Raw genomic sequence first — 16,890 nt, 5'->3', positions numbered from 1 at the left:
CCGGAGACCGACGCCCGGCCCTTCCGGCATTTCCGTGTTGCGTGGTTGGCCGGTGTGAATGTTTTTTGTCGTGCAAGATCAGTATGTTGTCGTGTATCGATAGACTTTTCCGGATTTCAGGTTGACACCGAGGGCCGACGGGCATACTTCTAACGCCCCGACGGCAAGGGCCAGCCCACGCCGCCGGACCCGAATTCCGCAGGTGACGCGGGGTGGAGCAGCTCGGTAGCTCGTCGGGCTCATAACCCGAAGGTCGTCGGTTCAAATCCGGCCCCCGCAACCAGAAAGATCAGAGGCTTGCCAGGACATCCTTGCAAGCCTCTTTCTTTTTCGGGTATTGGGAAGCCGTTGGCAAGGCTGGCCCCCCGGCGGTCCGGGAGGCCCGGGAGGCCGGAGCGGACCGCATACGGCGTCGGCATGCCAGGGAATACGGCCGTATTTGCGGGTGTTGCGGTTTTTCAGGGCGATGCCTGCGTCCTGTGCATTTCCGCGCCATGCGGGGAGAGGGTATGGTTCGGTTGAATGTACGTCCTTTTCGTGGGCCCACGCTGGTGCTGGCCTCTGCGCCGGATCCGCTGCTGCCCGGATGGGCAGGGGATGCGGAGGTGGTTTGCGTCAACGCTTCCGGTGCGATAGCCCGGCGGCTTGCCCTGCCGAGTCCTGCGGTTACGGTGATGTCGGGGTTCATGTTCGGCGATTCGATCGCCAACCACGAAGCGCGCGCGATGCTCGGCGGCCTGCGCACCGGGCTGTTGGTGTACATCGATGTGGGGTGCGGATTCGCTGCGGCCCGGCGCTGCCTGCGCGCCTTGGGTTATGCATGGGACGATGTCGCGGTGCTCGGGTACGACCAGAGGGCGCAGCTTGTCCTCGATGCGACCGGGGTCGATGTCTCGACGGAAGTTGCGAAGCCTTCCACCGGGGTGTTCGCTGTGGTGCTGGCCTTGCTGCTGAAGGGCGCGCCTGTGTGCATGGCCGGGTTTTCGTTGCGGCAGGCCGGGCACGCGTACAGCGCTTCAAACCAGCCGCGCCACCATGTGCAGGCCGACATGTCGTTGCTGCGGGCGCTGGCGAAGAACGAGCGCCTGTGCACCACGGCGGCGGATGTGGCCGAACGGACGGGTATTGCGCTGGTGGCTGGGGTCGGGGCGTAAGCGCTGCGGTACCGCCGCTGTTCCGTGACGACGAAAGGGCCTTGCGGGATTCGCCGCAAGGCCCTTTGTGTCGATGGCGGGCGTTTCGTGGCCGTCCGGCCTTCCGCGCTGCGTGCCGCTGTTCCCTCTCCTGCCCCGGCTACGTCCTGTCCGGGCGGGCCAGCGAGGCCAGCGGCGCGCCGTGGTACGCCTTCAGGTACAGTTCGCGGATTTCGGCTATCAGCGGGTAGCGCGGGTTGCCGCCGGTGCACTGATCGTCGAAGGCCTGTTCGGCCAGCAGGTCCAACCGTTCCATGAAGTCCGCCTCGGCGATGCCCGCCTCGCGCAGCGAGCCGGGAATGTTCAGGTCGGCCTTCAGTTTTTCGATGGCCTGCACCAGCCGGGCCACCTTGCGGTCGCGGTCGTCGCCGCAGCCTTCGGTCAGGCCCAGCATGTCGGCGATGCGCGCGTAGCGGCCCTTGACGAAGGGGTAGCGGTACTGCGGCATCAGCCCCTGCTTGGTGGGGGTGTCGGTGGCGTTGTACTCGATGACGTGCGAGAGCAGCAGCGCGTTGGCCAGCCCGTGCGGCATGTGGAACGCGGCCCCCAGCTTGTGGGCCATGGAATGGCACACGCCAAGGAACGCGTTGGCGAAGGCCATGCCCGCAATGGTGCCCGCGTAGTGCATCTTTTCGCGGGCCATGACGTCGCGCGCGCCTTCGTTGTACGCCCGGCGCAGGTACTTGAAGACCAGCCGGACGGCCTCCAGCGCGTTGCCGTCGCTGAAGTTGTTGGCATAGGTGGAGGTGAACGCCTCCACCGCGTGTGTCAGGGCGTCCAGCCCGGAATGGGCGGTGAGCGTCCGGGGCATGTCCATGACGAATTCCGGGTCCACGATGGCCATGTCCGGTGTCAGTTCGTAGTCGGCGATGGGGTACTTCATGCCCGTGGCGTCGTCGGTGATCACCGCGAAGGGCGTCACCTCCGACCCGGTGCCCGAGGTGGTGGGCACCGCCACCATCACCGCCTTCTTGCCCAAGGCCGGGAAGGCGTAGACCCGCTTGCGGATGTCCATGAAGCGCAGGGAGATCTCCTCGAACTTCAGGTCCGGCTGCTCGTACATCAGCCACATGATCTTGGCCGCGTCCATGGGTGAGCCGCCGCCGAGGGCGATGAACATGTCCGGCTGGAAGGCGCGGATGGAATCGAGCGCGGCGTAGGTGCCCGACAGGTCGGGGTCGGGCTTCACGTCGCTGAACACCCGGAACTGGATGCCCAGCTTTTCGAGCACAGCCGTCACCTTGCTCACGTGGCCCAGGTCTTCCATGGTGCGGTCGGTGACAATGAAGGCGCGTTTTCTGTCGCGCATGTCCTCCAGCGCCAGCCGCAGCGCCCCCATCTTGAAGTAGATCTTCGGGGGCACCCGGAACCACAGCATGTTCTCGCGCCGTTCGGCCACGGTCTTCACGTTCATGAGATGCTTCACCCCGATGTTTTCGCTGACGGAATTGCCGCCCCACGAGCCGCAGCCCAGCGTCAGCGAGGGGGCCAGCTCGAAGTTGTACACGTCGCCGATGGCCCCCTGCGACGAGGGCATGTTGATGAGGGTGCGCCCGGTGGTCAGCACGTCCTGGAAGTGGACGATGCGCTCGCGGTTGGCCTCGTCGGTGTACAGCACGGAGGTGTGCCCGGCTCCGCCCAGTTCCACCAGGCGCTGGGCCATGTCCACGGCGGTGGCGAAGTCGGGCGCGCGGTAGAAGCCCAGCACGGGCGAGAGTTTCTCGTGCGCGAACGGGTCCAGCGGGTCGATGGCGTCCCGTTCCGCGATGAGGATCTTGGTGGTCTGCGGCACGCCGATGCCCGCCATGGCCGCGATTTCCGCCGCCGTGCGGCCCACGATGGCCGAGTTCAGCTTGCCGTTGGTGAACACCACGCCCGCTAGGGCTTCCGCTTCTTCCGGCGTGGCGAAGTGGCAGCCGCGCGCCGCGAATTCCGCCTTCACCGCGTCCGCCGCCGCGTCCTCCACGATGACCGCCTGTTCGGAGGCGCAGATCATGCCGTTGTCGAAGGTCTTGGACAGGATGATGGAGTTCACCGCCATCTTCACGTTGGCCGTGGCGTCCACCACTACCGGAGTGTTGCCCGCGCCCACGCCGATGGCGGGCTTGCCCGAGCTGTACGCGGCGTGCACCATGCCCGGCCCGCCGGTGGCGAGGATGAGCGCCACGCCCCGGTGCTGCATGAGCTGGCGGGTGAGGTCGGGCGTGGGCGCTTCCACCCAGCCGATGACCCCGCGCGGCGCGCCCGCGGCCACGGCGGCCTCGTGCACGATGCGCGCGGCCTCCACCGTGGATTTCGCGGCGCGCGGGTGCGGCGCGAAGATGATGCCGTTGCGCGTCTTCAGCGCCAGCAGCGCCTTGAAGATGGTGGTGGAGGTGGGGTTGGTGGTGGGGATGATGCCCGCGATGACCCCGATGGGCGCGGCCACCTCGCGGTAGCCGTAGGCCGGGTCGTCGCGGATGACCCCGCAGGTCTTGTCGTCCTTGTACTTGTTGTAGATGTACTCCGAGGCGAAGTGATTCTTGATCACCTTGTCTTCCAGAATGCCCATGCCCGTTTCCTGCACGGCCATGCGCGCCAGGTGGATGCGCTGCGCCGTGGCGGCGGCCGCGGCGGCGTGGAAGATGGCGTCCACCTGCTGCTGGGTGAAGTTGGCGAAGGCGCGTTGCGCCTCGTTCACTCGGGTGACGATGTCGTCAACGGAGATGTTGTTTGGGGAAATGTTGTTTGGGGAGATGTTGCTTGGGGAGATGGCGTCCGGCGTTGCGGCCGGCCCTGTGTTCTGCGTGTCGTGCTTCTTGCTCATGGGGGCTCCTTGCCGCCGGGAAGGACTGACCTGTCCGGCGGTCGGGGTTCCGGCGTCCGTTGCGCCGCTTGCGGGTTGCCCGTGGCCGCCGCCGTGTCGGGATGCGGCGGAGGCAGCGTCTATATTTGTGCATGCAACCACTCTTGGGCGGGTGCGTCAAGACCGGCATGGTCCGGAATGGGCACGTGCTGGTGGAGGAGAACTTGCCTGCGGGGTGTGATGTGCTGATTTTGTGAATTGTCGGCAAGGGCGAACGTGTGCGGTGTATTTTCGTGGTAAACAAGCATGTTGTCATGTGGTGCCCGTCCCGGTGTGCCGCCCGTTCCGGGCACTGGCCGTGTCTTCCCCCTCGACGGGCGGCCACTGGTTTGGCATGGTAGGGGTGCTGATTCACGTTTTTGAAAAGATGTGGGTGTGGGACATGCGCCCGGCCCGCCGCATGGAATGCCCGCGTTTTCGGGCGACAACGGGCGGCCAGGGAGGCCACATGAGCGACCATCGGACAGCGCAGTCCGCAGTCACGGCATTTCCGGGCGCGGTGGTGCGGTGCCTCCATCCGGACGGCAGTCCGGCCGAGGTGTTGCTGGAGGCGCGGATCGAACTGTCCACCCCGGCGGGCGTGCTGGTGCCCCAGTACGTGCCGGAAGACCCCCGCAGGCAGCGGGTGCAGCCGGTGGAGCTGCACCCCGGCGGCGGGTTGAAGGCGGTGTCGTTGCAGGAAAGGGTGGTGATCGAAACGCCCGCAGGCCCCATGGCGGCGGAGCGGGTTACCTTTCACCCCGGCGGCCGGTTGCGCCGGGTGTTCCCGCTGGACGGCAAGATATCCGCCTACTGGAGCGTGGAGAACGAAACCGCCCTGGCCGTGCCGCAACGCATGGAAACGCCCATCGGGGTAGTCACCGCGCGGATCATCTCGGCGCACTTCTTTCCGTCGGGCGCGCTGCGCAGCGTCACCCTGTGGCCCGGCGAGCGGGTGACCATCGCCACCCCGCAGGGACCGGCCAGCGTCAGCGTGGGGTTTTCGTTCCACGAATCGGGCGCGTTGCGTTCCTTCGAGCCGGACGCTCCCTTCGAGGCGAAAACCCCCGTGGGCGTCCTGCTGGCCTTCGATACCGACCCCGAAGGCGGCATGGCCGCCGACCTGAATTCCCTGCAATTCGACGAGGGCGGCAGCGTGACGGCCTTGACCACCGCCACCGACAAGGTGGTGGTGACCTGCAACGCCGTGGCGGAAGCGGGCCCGGACGCCTGGCCCGCCTGCTGCCCGGACTGCGCCCGCTGGGCCGCCGCCACCGGCAGGCAGGCGCGCCAGCCCGGCCGTCTGGCCCTTGGCCCCGGCTTCCGCGACAGCCTGTGTGGCACCACACCCACTGACCTGGTGCCCCTGCGCGTGGGCTTTACCGCCGATGCCGTAAGCCTGGACGGCCACGCCTTTTCCCGCGCCGGGCATGGCTTTTCCGTGCTGCGCGGGCTCATGCCCGTGGCGCGCATCACCTATTCGTGCTGAAGGAGAAGGCTTTGTCCGGCTATGCGTCCGGCGGTTCCCGGAAGCCCAGGTGCAACGCGCCGCCGCGCGCGGCGCAGGCCGTGGCGCAGTCGCCGCAGTTGGTGCATTCGCTGCGCGGGGCGCGGGCGGGGATGCGCGGATCGAGGCCCATGGAGCAGGCCCCGGCGCAGGCCCGGTCGTTGGGGGCGCAGGTGCAGCGGCGCATGTTGCGGCGGATGGCCAGCGCGCCCGGCCACAGCCGCGCGGCCAGCGAAAGCAGCACCGACTGCGGGCACAGGTAGCGGCACCATAAGCGGGTGCGGGTGCGCCATTCCGCCGCCAGCAGCGCGGCAATGAGGACGAGGCCCGTCCACGGCCAGTCCCACGCGCTGGGGGCCGGGCGGGACAGGGCCAGCAGTTGCAGGGTGATCTCACCGGGCAGGGACAGCTGGTTCAGCAGCGGCGCGCCCGCAAGAACCGTCAGCGCAAGTCCTGCCGCCGCCATGCCCGCCCGGATGGGGAATCCGTTCCTCCACGTGGGGGACAAGCTGGTGAGCCGGGAGGCGTCCGGGCGAGCCGCAGCGTCCGGGTGAGCCATGGCATCCGGCCCGGCTTCGGTCCGGGGACGAGCGAGGCAGGCCGCGCATGCCGCACGCGGGGCGCTCTTTCGCCGGGCATGCACCAGTTCCGACAGCAGCCCGTAGGGGCAGCCCCAGGAACAGAACACCCGGCCCAGCGCCACGGCCACGGCCAGCACCAGCAGCCCTCCCAGCAGCAGGCGCGCGCCGGGCAGCGCCCCGGCCGCCAGCACCTGCACGGCGGCCAGCGGGTCGGCCAGCGGCAGGCCCCACGCCTCCAGCGAGAACAGCGTGCCGGACACGCCGTGGAATCCCTTGCGGTTCAGCCAGGGCAGCGCCGCGAACAGGGCCAGCACGGCCCACTGCGCGGGACGCCGCCAGCGTGCGTGCCACGGTTTCATACGGGAAACCCTCCGTGTCCGGGTGTGGCCGCGATTTCCTTGTCCACGTTCGACGCGGTCCTTCGGCCCGCGACTTCATCCATGTTCGACGCGGTCCTTCGCCCGGCGACTTCATCCACGTCCGACGCGGTCCTTCGGCCCGCGTCTGGCCGCACCACGATGGCGTCCACCGGGCAGACGTGCTCGCACACCCCACAGCCCACGCAGGCGTCGGCCACGGCCGGAATGTCGCCGCCCTCCAGCACCATGGCAGTGCCGCGCAGCGGGCATTTGTCGTAGCAGGTGCGGCACAGCACCGTGCCCACCCAGTTGTGGCAGCGGTTCTTGAGCAGCACGGCCATGCCCATGTCCGCCCGCGCCATGTCGCGCACCGGACGCAGCGCGCCCGACGGGCACACTGGCGGACACTTCATGCACAGCCAGCAGGGGATGGATTTGGCATGGATGTACGGGGTGTTGCGCACCCGGCCCAGGAATCCGGCCAAGCGCCCGGCGGCCATGCGGATGGACCCGTACGGGCATGCCTCCGCGCATTTGCCGCAGTGGATGCACCGGGCGCGGAATTCCGCCTCGGCCCGTGCTCCCGGCGGCCGCAGCAACCCCGAGGACATAAGGCCGGATGCCGGGAGCGCCCCCCCGCCGTCCGGCGGTTTGGAGGATGCGGACACCTCAGGCGCTCCGGTGCTTGCCTTCCCACGGCGGACACTTGATGGAGCCGCCGTCGGCCAGTTCGTCCTCGTAGGTCAGGTAGGCAAGATCCACCGACAGCACGCCCTCCCACACCGCCAGCCGCTTGAACTCCTGCTCCATGCGGTCCGACGCGGCCTCCAGCACCGCCACCATGCGGCCCGGAACCTCCGCGCGCTGCACCTCGGCAATGCGCGGGTCGACCGCCAGCCGCGTCCATACCGCTTCCGCCGCGTCCGCGTCCGTCTGCACCAGAATGCCTGCTATGGCCATGATGCGCTCTCCATTGAAAAGTTTGGGGGGGAGGGGCCGGGGGAAGGAGGAATCCCCTTTTCCCAATGGGGGTTCCTCCCTCCCCGTTATCTCTTCTCCCGCCGTGCCTACGCCTTCCGTATCCGCGCCGCGCAGATCTTGTATTCGGGCTCGCGCGAGATGGGGTCGGTGGCGTCCAGGAACAGCTTGTTGACCAGCTTTTCCCTGTCGAAGAACGGCACGGCGATGAGCCCGGTGCGGCACACGTCGCTGACGCGCGCGGGCAGGGTCATCTTGTCGCGCCGGGTTTCCACCACGCAGGCGTCGCCGTGGGCGATGCCGAGGCGCGTGGCGTCGTCGCCGTTGATCTCCACGAAGGCCGAGGGGTTGGCCTTTTGCAGTTCCGGCACCTTTCCGGTCATGGTGGCGGTGTGCCAGTGGTCGATGACGCGCATGGAGGTCAGGTACAGCGGGTATTCGGCGTCGGGTTCCTCGGCCGCGCCCTGGTAGGGGCGCATCCACAGGGCGGCCTTGCCGTCGGGCCTGCCGTAGAAGAAGAACTTGTCCGGATGGTCGGCGGGCACGATGGGGTCTTCGCCGCGCACGTAGCGCAGCCGGGTGCCGGGATGCTTCTCGTGGGGGCAGGGCCAGATGAGGCCCGATTCCTTGCGCAGCCGTTCGCGGGTCATGCCGTAGAAGTCGTAGGTGGTGCCCTTGCTGACGGCGCGCCATTCATCCCACACGTCGGCGGCGTTGCGGAAGTTGACCAGCTTGGGGTCCACGCCCGCGCGCCTGGCGAACTCCACCAGGGTGTTCACGGTGGGGCGGCAGCCCTGCGGCGGCTCCACGGCCTTTTCAATGAGCGCGTAGCGGCGTTCGCCGCAGCCGTACACGCCGTCGCGCTCGCACCAGAAGGCCGGGGCCAGCACCAGGTCGGCGTAGCGCAGGGTGACGGCATCGGGGAAGGCCTCGATGACCGCGATGAACGCGTCCGGGTGGCTCATGGCCTTGTGGACCTTGTTCAGGTTGGGCAGCGTGTGGGCGGGGTTGGTCTCGCAGATCAGCAGGGCCTTCACGTCGCCCCGGCCAAGGGCTTCGAACAGGGCCACGGTGTGGTAGCCGGGCTCGGGGGCGATGGTGCCTTCGGGCACGCCCCACAACTGCTCCATTTCGGCGCGGTGCTTGGGGTTGGGGATGGCGCGGCCCGCGGGCAGCAGGTGCGAGAGCGCGCCCGCGTCGCGCACGCCGCCGCAGGCGTTGGGCTGCCCGGTCAGCGAGAAGGGGGTTGCGCCGGGGCGGCAGATCTGCCCGCTGATCAGGTGCAGGTTGTGGATCAGGTTGTTGGCCCACACCCCGCGCACCCGCTGGTTGATGCCCATGCACCACAGCGACGTGGTGGCGGGCGATTCCGCGAACAGCCGCGCGGCCTGCCAGATCTGCTCTTCCGGGATGTGGCAGATGCCCGCCACCTTCTCGGGCCGGTAGTCCTCCAGGAACGCCTTGTAGTCGTCGAAGGTGCAGTCCTTGCCCTCGTTGTCCTTGAAGGCCACGTACTTGCCCCAGAAGCGGGAGTTGTCCAGTTCTTCGTGCACCATGACCCAGGCCATGGAGTTCATCAGGGCCAGGTCGGTGCCGGGGCGGAAGGCGATGTGCAGGTCCGCGATGCGCGAGGTGTTGGTGCGGCGCGGGTCGGCCACGATGATCTTGACGCCGGGCGTGGCCTGCTTGCGCCGCGCGATGCGCCGGAACAGCACGGGGTGCGCCTCCGACGTGTTGGACCCGATGATGAAGAAGCACGAGGCCTGGTCGATGTCCTCGTAGGTGCCCATGGGCTCGTCCTTGCCGAACGAGGTCACGTAGCCGCCCACGGCCGAGGCCATGCACAGGCGGGGGTTGCCGTCCACGTTGTTGGTGCGCAGACCCGCCTTGAAGATCTTGCTGGCCAGGTACGATTCCTCGGTCAGACACTGGCCCGAGCCGTAGTAGGCCACGGACTTGGGACCGTGGGTGTCGATGGCCGTGCGGAACTTTTTCGCCAGCAGGTCCAGCGCTTCGTCCCAGCCAATGGGCTCCAGCGGGCCGCCCTTGGTCCGGCGCACCATGGGGCTGGTGACCCGGTCGGGCGAGTTCAGCACCGGGATGAGCAGCGCGCCCTTGAGGCACAACAGGCCCTTGTTGTGGTTGTCCGGGTCGCCCTTGATGGCCACGGCCTTGCCGTTCCTCACGCCCACAAGCACGCCGCAGCCGGTGCCGCAGTAGCGGCATACGCCCTTGACCCAGGTGTCGGGCTTTTCGTCCTGCTGGGCGGCCGATGCCGGCAGCGGCGCGCCGCTGACGGCGGCCAGCGCGGCAGACAGGGCCATGTAGCGCAGAAAATCGCGTCTGGTGCATTCCATGGTGCTCTCCTTGCTATGGGGGCATGGTTGCAACGCAGTTTTTTTGTTCGCGGGCAAGGAAAACAAGCCTGACATCAGGGAGTATACTCTTGTGGTATTCGACCTGGGGGCAGGCGACGTTTGACGAAGCCGGCGGGCAAAAGGACGCGTTGCGGGCATGCCCTAGTCCAGCGTGGTCTTGGTGGTGGCCTGCCGGTTGACGTAGGCGTCGCCGTGCATGGGGTTCTGGTGGTTGGGGTGGCACGCGGAACAGTTGCCGCGCGTGCCGAACTTGGCCTCCATGCGGTCCATGCTGGGGGCATGGCAGCGGGCGCATATCTCCACGCCGGGGGAGCGGTTGAAGGCGATGGCCCCCTTGCCGTCGGGCTGGCCGTGGCAGGTCTGGCAGCGCACCAGGGTGATGCCGTGCTTGCCCTCGTACCAGTCCTGGGCCACGCGGGGCGTGGATTTCACGTGGCAGCCGTAGCAGTCGCCCATCTTTTCGGGCGCATCGAGATGTCTGGCCGCCTCGCAGCGCACGCCGGGAAAGGCCAGGCGCACGTACAGGAAGAACGCGGCCACCAGCAGGGCCAGGCCCGCCAGCGCGACGACCGCGCGGTTGCGCAGCAGCGGGTGGGACAGGATGGACGTTGGCCGTGAGGTCGGCGTGATTCCCATCGGATCGGGCGTCATGGTGGGTTTCATGGCGGGCGTCATGGGCGTGCCTCCTTGAGCTTGGCGGCGAATTTGGCGTTGGCGGCCAGGCGCTGGTCGAAGCGCGGCAGGTGCGCCATGTTGCGGTGGCAGCCCGCGCAGCCACTGCGGGAGATGCCGTTCTTGCCCTCGTAGTTCTCGTGGGCCAGGCGTCCGGTTTCAGACACGGCGCCGTCGTTCTTGGCGTTGCGGGCAAGGTCCTGGTGGCAGGCGCGGCAGTTGGCGTCGTCCACGAACCGGCGCGCCATGGGCTGCATGGCGGCCCGGTCCAGGTCCTCTCCCTTGCCGCCGTAGTGGGCCCAGATGTCCTTCACGCCCAGGTACGTCTTGGCGGCGACCATGCGCACAAGGCCCGTACCGGGGATGTGACATTGCGAACACCCGATGGGGCCGCCCTTGGCGTCCTTGGCGTGGGGCGAGGCGTCCAGTTCCGTCTGGTAGACCTTCATCTCGTGGCAGGACATACAGAACGCGGTGGTGGACGTGGCCTTCACGCCGTAGGCGCTCGCGCCGAGGGCGACCACGGCCAGGCCCACGGCCATGATCCAGAAACTTCGGGAACGGGGTGGCATGCGCATGCCTCCGGCTGGGGGTTGGGGGATTGCGAGCCCCATTGTGAAAGAATGCACAGCAAGAGGCGGGCCAGCATGCAAGTAATCGCTAACATGCCGTAACAACGCGGATTCATGATGCAGGGGCCGCGCCGGTCAGTCATGTTTTTCTGAAAGACTGTCAGCTATTTCTGAAAATTCGTGTTTTTCGTACAGGCGGGGTGGAGCTGGAACGGAAGCCGGGGGGCGAGAGGGGGGGGCTGGTTGCCGACGCCGGAGGGGCAGTGCCCGCCGGGGGCGAGGGGCCGTGCGGCGGGCCGCAAGGGGGGATGCGCGGGGGGCATGGGACCGGGCCGGGGTGTGCCGGACAGGCCGGGGGGGAGAGGGCGGGGGGGAAGACCGGTGCGGGTGGCCGGCGGGAGGGGCGGTTATTCCATCGGGCCCCGGCGCAACTGCATGGCGCGCAGGATGGCCCGGCGCAGCACGCCCATCTCCACCGGCTTGGCCACGTAGTCGTCCATGCCCGCTTCCAGGAACGTTTCGCGGTCGCCCATCATGGCGTGTGCGGTCATGGCCACCACGGGGATGGCCGCGCGGGCGGCGAAGGCCGGGTCGGTGCGGATGGCGCGGGTGGCGGTGATGCCGTCCATGACCGGCATCTGCACGTCCATGACCACGCAGTCGAACTTGGCGCGGCGCAGGGCGTCCAGGGCCTGCTGGCCGTCGGGGGCCAGGGTCACGGCCATGCCGGACTTCTCCAGCATGCGGCGCACGGCCAGCTGGTTCACGGCGTCGTCCTCCACCAGCAGCACGTGCAGCCCGGACGGGGGTTCCGGCAGGGCGTCGTCCCTGGCGGGGCCATCGGGGTTGTCCGCCTCTCCGTGCTCGGGGGAGTGCGCCGCCCGCGCCGTCATGCGGGGATGCGCGCCCGGCAGGGCGGAAACGTCGGCATGGCGGGCGGGCATGCCCAGGCCCGCGTCGCCGATCACGGGGGCGTCGGCCTCGGGGGCGTCCCGCCCCGGCTGCGGGGGCTGCCGCGTTTCGCCGTCGTCCCGCAAGGCCCCGAAGGGCAGCGAGATGAACACCGTGGTGCCCGTCCCCTGGGTGCTTTCCAGCGAAAGTTCGCCGCCCATCAGGGCCACCAGCCGCCGCACGATGGACAGGCCCAGCCCCGCCCCGCCGTGCCGCCGCACGTGCGAGCCGTCCAACTGGCTGAACGGCTCGAAGATGCGTTCCAGGTGCGTCTCCGGAATGCCGATGCCGGTGTCGCGCACCTCCAGCAGCAGGTGCAGGCTGGAGGGCAGGGTGGCCGGGCCGCCCCCGGCAGCGTTCCCGGCCGCGCCCGCGGGCAGGCCCAGCGGGACGAGTTCCACGGTCACCGAGCCGGAGTCGGTGAACTTTATGGCGTTGCCCACCAGGTTGAAGGCGATCTGGCGCAGCCGGGCCTCGTCGCCCACCAGCCGCGCGGGCAGGCGCGGGTCCAGCCGGATGTCCAGTTCCAGTCCCTTTTCGCGCGCGGGCAGCAGGAAGATGTCGCGGATGGACGCCGCCACCCCCTCCAGCGCAAAGGGCGCGGCGCGCAGGGCCAGCCGGCCCGCCTCCACCCGCGAAAGGTCCAGCACGTCGGACAAGAGCTGGGTGAGCCGCCGGGCCGAGGTGATGGCGCTGGTCAGGTAGTCCTGCTGCTCACCGTCCAGGGTGGTGGTCTGTAGCAGTTGCAGCATGCCCAGCGCACCGTTGAGCGGGGTGCGGATTTCGTGGCTCATGTTGGCCAGGAATTCGGACTTGGCCAGGTTGGCGGCCTCGGCCATGGCCTTTTCGCGCAGCAGGGCGGCCTCCGCCTCCTTGCGGCCGGTGATGTCCACGGCCATGCGGATCACCGCGCGGCGGCCGTCGGGCAGCGAGCCCAGCGGCGCGGAACTGAAGTCCCACACCCTGGCCGAGCCGTCGGCGCAGATGACCGGGTGTTCGCCGTCGGCCCTGCGCGCGCCCAGGGCGTACAGGGTGTCGGTGTCGGTGGGGTGGCGCGCGGCATCGCCCGCGCCGCCATCCCCGCCGCCCGGAACCGCGTCGTGTCTTGCGTCTTGTCTTGCATCGGGCCCATGCACCGGATCGCCGCGCATGGCCAATTCCTCCCAGCGGGCCAGGGTGGGCACGCTGCCGGGAGCGTAGCCGGAAAGTTCGCACCAGCTGCGGTTGAGGGCCAGCACGGTGCCGTCCTCGTCGTGAATCATCACCGGCACGGGCGCTTCCTCGATGGCCGCGCGGAACTGCCGTTCGCTGGCCAGCAACTGGCGGCGGGCCACGTACTGGGCGCTGACATCGGTGAACACCAGCACCGCCCCGGTGATCTCGCCGGCCGCGTCGTGGATGGGGGCGGCGCTGTCCGATATCTGGTATTCCGCGCCGTCGCGGGCCAGCAGCAGGGTGTCGTTGGACAGTTCCACCACCTGGCCGGAGCTCACGGCGCGGGCCACGGGGTCGGGCACCGGTTCGCGCGTGCCGCCGGAGACGATGACGAACACCTCGCCGATGTGCCGCCCCCTGGCCGTGCCGAAGGGCCAGCCGGTCAGCCGTTCGGCCACCGGATTCATCAGGGTGACGCGTCCGGCGCGGTCGGTGGCCATCACCGCGTCGCCGATGGAGCGCAGGGTGACGGCCAGGTTCTCGCGGCTGGTGCGCAGGGCCTCTTCGGCCTGGCGGCGGGCGGTGACGTCGGAATGGGTGCCCACGAAGCGCAGCGGGGTTCCGTCTTCCGCGAGGGACATCACCTTGCCCCGGCCCAGCACCCAGATGTACGAGCCGTCCTTGCGCCGCATGCGGTATTCCGAGCGGTAGGTGGAGGCGGCGCCGGAAAGGTGCAGGTCCATGTCGGCCCGCATGCGCTGCCGGTCGTCGGGGTGCACCCGGTCTTCCCATTCGCGGGGCGAGGCGCCGATCTCGTGCTCCCCGTACCCCAGCAGTTCCTTCCAGTGGGGCGAAAGGAACAGTTCCCCGGTGGGGAGGTTCCAGTCCCACACGCCGTCGCCGGGCCCTTCCAGGGCGAATTGCCAGCGCTCCTCGCTGTCCACCAGGGCCATCTCGGCGGCGCGGCGGCGGTCGGCGGCCACCTTGAACAGCAGGGTGAGGCCGCACAGAAAGCCCATCCACAGCACGAAGACCACCCGGGTCAGGCGGCTCTGGCGCTCGGCGTCCTCCACGAAGCGGACGAAGACGTTGCGCTCCAGCGCGTCGCCCAACCGGTCCAGTTCGGTGAAGGCCCGCCGCTGTTCCAGCACCAGCAGGGGGTGCTCCTCGCGCGGGGTGGAGAGGCGGGCGTTGGTGGTGCGGTCCAGCGCGGTGATGCCGTCGGCGTAGATGCGCAGCTGGGCCACCAGCATTTCCGGCGCGTCGTCACGGAAGAGGCGGGCGGCGGGAATGGCGGGGACGCCCGGAATGGCGTGGCCGGGCAGGGCGCCGCCCGGCGCCAGCAGTTCGTCCACGGCGTCGTACAGCCTGCCTGCGCCCTGCTCGAAATAGGCGCCGTGGATGCCGGGGAGGATGTCGGCGTCGCCCGCCAGTTGGCGTTCCGCGGCCAGTTGCCCCTTCAGCAGGTCGGCCCGGGCGATGCGCAGCGCCTTCACCACCGGCAGGAAGCCGCGCAGGCTGGCGTGCCAGCCGTGGTTGATCCACAGCAGCAGGACGCCGGAGCACACCAGCGCCAGGATGCCCCCGGCGATGGCGATGTTGCGGCTCTGCGAGATGACGGGGCGTCTGGTCATGCTGCGGGTCCTGTGGCTGTGGCGGACGTGGCGGGTTCGGCGTCCATGGGGTGGAGGCGTGCGGTGCGCGGTCCGTGCCGGGCTCGGGCCGCGCACGGGCCGGATCAGTCGCCGGGGGGGAGTCCGCCGGGGGCGGACCAGGGGGGCAGGGTGGTGGCGTCGAAGCCGAAGGGCCGCACCAGCGCGAGGTGCTCCGGCGAGCCGATGAAGGTGCGCAACTGCTCGTTCACCCTGGCCGCAAGGACTGTGTCTTCCTTGCGGAAGGCGAAGGCGCACAGCCCGGCCACGGACCTGCCCTCGATGACCGGCTGGGTGAACGGCCGCGCGGCCTCCAGTTCATCCGGGTGCTGGCGGGCCAGCAGCACCACCGTGGGCCCGGAAAGGGCCAGGCCGTCCACGCGGCCCTTGCGCACGGCGGTCATGCCCGCGTGCGCGTCGGGCACCAGGAGCAACCGCTCGGCGGGCATGCCCAGTTGCAGCAACTGGCGGTGCTCCACGGCGCCGTCCAGCACGGCCACGGTGACCTCGCCGCGCCCGGCGAGCGAGGCGTAGTCGTGCAGGCCGCGCGGGTTGCCGCGCCGCACCAGCAGGCCCTGCCCCACGACGCTGGAGGGCAGCGAAAAGGCCACGCGGGCCGTCCGGTCGGGCGTGATGAACATGCCCGCCGCGATCATGTCGATGTGCCCGGCCAGCAGGTCGGGGATCAGGGCGTTGAAGTCGCCGAGCACCCAGCGCATCCGGGTGATCCCCGCGCGGGTCAGCACCGCGCGGGCCACTTCCGGGGCCTCGCCGGTCACCGTGCCCTCGGGGGTGCGGTAGGCGTACGGGGGTTCCAGGGCGTAGCCCACCCGCACCGTGCCCCCACGCCACGCCGTATCGTCCGGTCCGGGCAGTTCAAGCAGCAGGAAGAGCAAGGCCGTCACCGCGCAGGCCAGGGCGACGAAGCCGAGCAGTGAGGAACCGGGGCGCGGACGTCTGGTGGGCATGGGGCTTGCGTGTCCTGTGGCCGGGCGCGGCGCGCGTGCGCCGGCCGGAACCGTTTTGCCGCCGCTGTGACATATGCCGGCGCATCGGAACATTATTCTTTGCCGCATGGAGGCACGGCGTCAATTGGGGGTTACCGCGCCCCCCTCCGGGGAGCGCCCATGCTGATGGTAGGGTTATCCCGCTACGTGCGAAGGGGAACGCGCAATGCGGTGTAACGGTCTTGACATGGCGGGGCAGGCAATGAAGTATGCGACAACCCACCGCCTTGGGGAGGGCAGGACATCGGTCGCGCCATGGCGCGCAGCAGGGGAGAACCCGTGCACGACGAACAGTATCCGGTCATACTCGGCGTCTATTCATTGCAACAGGATGCCGTGGTGGGCATAGGCGGCACCGCGTCGCAGCAGCGGCAGGTCACCTATTGGTATGCACGCAAACTTGATGCGGGCACCTGCGAAGTACAACCGCTCAACGTGCACCATGTGCCATCCGGAATTCGTAAGCCGATGGAAGAACTTGATTTTCTTCGTTCGTACATGCCGGAACCGCTGTACTACAAGAACCATACGGTGCCGGCGCTGGCGTCCCTGCACCGCAAGCTGGCCGAAGGCGAGTCCTGCCTTGCCGAACTGCGCCTGGACGATGCGGAAAAGGCGTTCATCAAGGCGCTGATGATCGACGACCTGAACGTGCCCGCCAACTTCGGCCTGGGCGAGGTGTACGCGGAAAAGAAGGACGTGGCCCGGCTGCGCAAGGTGCTGAACGTGCTCATGGGCAGCGACGAGGCGTTCCTGACGGAACACCGGGTGCGCTTCAACAAGTTCGGCATCAGCCTGCGCAAGAACGGGCACTTCGACGATTCGCTGCGCTTCTACCACAAGGCGCTGGAATGCCGCGAGGACGAACACCTGCATTTCAACATCGCGCGGGTGCACTTCGACAAGGGCGACACCGGCGCCTGCATGGAACACCTGACCAGGGCCCTGGCCATGCGGCCCGACTTCACCGAGGCGCAGCGCTTCCTGACCTTCTGCGGCGGCCGGACCTGCTCCGGCCTGTAGCGGAGCCGGGCGCGCCGCCGCGCGATTTTTCACCGGAA

General features: G+C 68.9%; 12 protein-coding genes and 1 tRNA gene. 4 read left to right on the top strand and 9 right to left on the bottom strand.

Translation table 11 applies throughout. From position 1 onward, the window contains the following. The first annotated feature begins 206 nt into the window (after nucleotides 1-206). Both ACR4XJ_RS14395 and ACR4XJ_RS14390 read left to right on the top strand, forming a co-directional pair. Nucleotides 207-283 (top strand) — tRNA-Met (locus ACR4XJ_RS14395). Between the two features lie 403 nt (nucleotides 284-686). After that, nucleotides 687-1,154, top strand: a complete 468-nt coding sequence (locus ACR4XJ_RS14390) for a hypothetical protein (protein WP_434755858.1) — start codon at nucleotides 687-689, stop codon at nucleotides 1,152-1,154. 139 nt (nucleotides 1,155-1,293) lie between these two features. Here the strand turns inward: ACR4XJ_RS14390 and adhE are convergent, their stop codons facing one another. Beyond that, nucleotides 1,294-3,999 carry a bifunctional acetaldehyde-CoA/alcohol dehydrogenase gene (adhE, locus tag ACR4XJ_RS14385; protein ID WP_434755857.1) on the bottom strand — a complete coding sequence of 902 codons (2,706 nt, stop codon included), beginning with the start codon at nucleotides 3,997-3,999 and terminating at the stop codon, nucleotides 1,294-1,296. A gap of 487 nt (nucleotides 4,000-4,486) precedes the next feature. Between adhE and ACR4XJ_RS14380 the strand changes: the two genes are divergently transcribed. Then, nucleotides 4,487-5,506 carry a hypothetical protein gene (locus tag ACR4XJ_RS14380; protein WP_434755856.1) on the top strand — a complete coding sequence of 340 codons (1,020 nt, stop codon included), beginning with the start codon at nucleotides 4,487-4,489 and terminating at the stop codon, nucleotides 5,504-5,506. A 19-nt stretch (nucleotides 5,507-5,525) separates the two neighbouring features. On the opposite strand, the gene ACR4XJ_RS14375 is transcribed toward ACR4XJ_RS14380, so the two are convergent. From ACR4XJ_RS14375 to ehuB, 8 genes are all read right to left on the bottom strand, one after another. Next, on the bottom strand, nucleotides 5,526-6,464 hold the full coding sequence (locus ACR4XJ_RS14375) for a 4Fe-4S binding protein (protein WP_434755855.1): 939 nt from the start codon (nucleotides 6,462-6,464) through the stop codon (nucleotides 5,526-5,528). Next, entirely contained in the window at nucleotides 6,461-7,075 is a 615-nt protein-coding gene (locus tag ACR4XJ_RS14370; protein WP_434755854.1) for a 4Fe-4S dicluster domain-containing protein, read from the bottom strand. Before ACR4XJ_RS14370 ends, ACR4XJ_RS14375 begins: the two co-directional genes overlap by 4 nt. 58 nt (nucleotides 7,076-7,133) lie before the next feature. Then, the gene (locus ACR4XJ_RS14365) at nucleotides 7,134-7,424 is read right to left on the bottom strand and encodes a chaperone NapD (protein ID WP_434755853.1); all 291 of its coding nucleotides are present in this window, start codon (nucleotides 7,422-7,424) and stop codon (nucleotides 7,134-7,136) included. A gap of 107 nt (nucleotides 7,425-7,531) precedes the next feature. Further along, nucleotides 7,532-9,799: a nitrate reductase gene (locus ACR4XJ_RS14360; RefSeq protein ID WP_434755852.1), complete on the bottom strand. Its 2,268-nt coding sequence runs from the start codon at nucleotides 9,797-9,799 to the stop codon at nucleotides 7,532-7,534. Between the two features lie 162 nt (nucleotides 9,800-9,961). Further along, entirely contained in the window at nucleotides 9,962-10,495 is a 534-nt protein-coding gene (locus ACR4XJ_RS14355; protein WP_434755851.1) for a hypothetical protein, read from the bottom strand. Then, nucleotides 10,492-11,064, bottom strand: a complete 573-nt coding sequence (locus ACR4XJ_RS14350) for a cytochrome c3 family protein (RefSeq protein WP_434755850.1) — start codon at nucleotides 11,062-11,064, stop codon at nucleotides 10,492-10,494. Before ACR4XJ_RS14350 ends, ACR4XJ_RS14355 begins: the two co-directional genes overlap by 4 nt. Nucleotides 11,065-11,471: 407 nt before the next feature. Further along, complete coding sequence (locus tag ACR4XJ_RS14345; RefSeq protein WP_434755849.1) at nucleotides 11,472-14,804, bottom strand: PAS domain S-box protein; 3,333 nt, start codon at nucleotides 14,802-14,804, stop codon at nucleotides 11,472-11,474. A gap of 104 nt (nucleotides 14,805-14,908) precedes the next feature. Beyond that, the gene (ehuB, locus tag ACR4XJ_RS14340; protein WP_434755848.1) at nucleotides 14,909-15,790 is read right to left on the bottom strand and encodes an ectoine/hydroxyectoine ABC transporter substrate-binding protein EhuB; all 882 of its coding nucleotides are present in this window, start codon (nucleotides 15,788-15,790) and stop codon (nucleotides 14,909-14,911) included. A 294-nt stretch (nucleotides 15,791-16,084) separates the two neighbouring features. Here ehuB and ACR4XJ_RS14335 point away from each other — a divergent pair, with 294 nt between their 5' ends. Continuing rightward, complete coding sequence (locus tag ACR4XJ_RS14335) at nucleotides 16,085-16,852, top strand: tetratricopeptide repeat protein (RefSeq protein WP_434755847.1); 768 nt, start codon at nucleotides 16,085-16,087, stop codon at nucleotides 16,850-16,852. Nucleotides 16,853-16,890 lie beyond the last annotated feature (38 nt).

Origin of the sequence: Nitratidesulfovibrio sp. D1 (assembly GCF_051133415.1) — a bacterium.
Lineage (GTDB): Bacteria > Desulfobacterota > Desulfovibrionia > Desulfovibrionales > Desulfovibrionaceae > Cupidesulfovibrio.
This window is presented reverse-complemented; position numbering and strand designations above follow the sequence as displayed.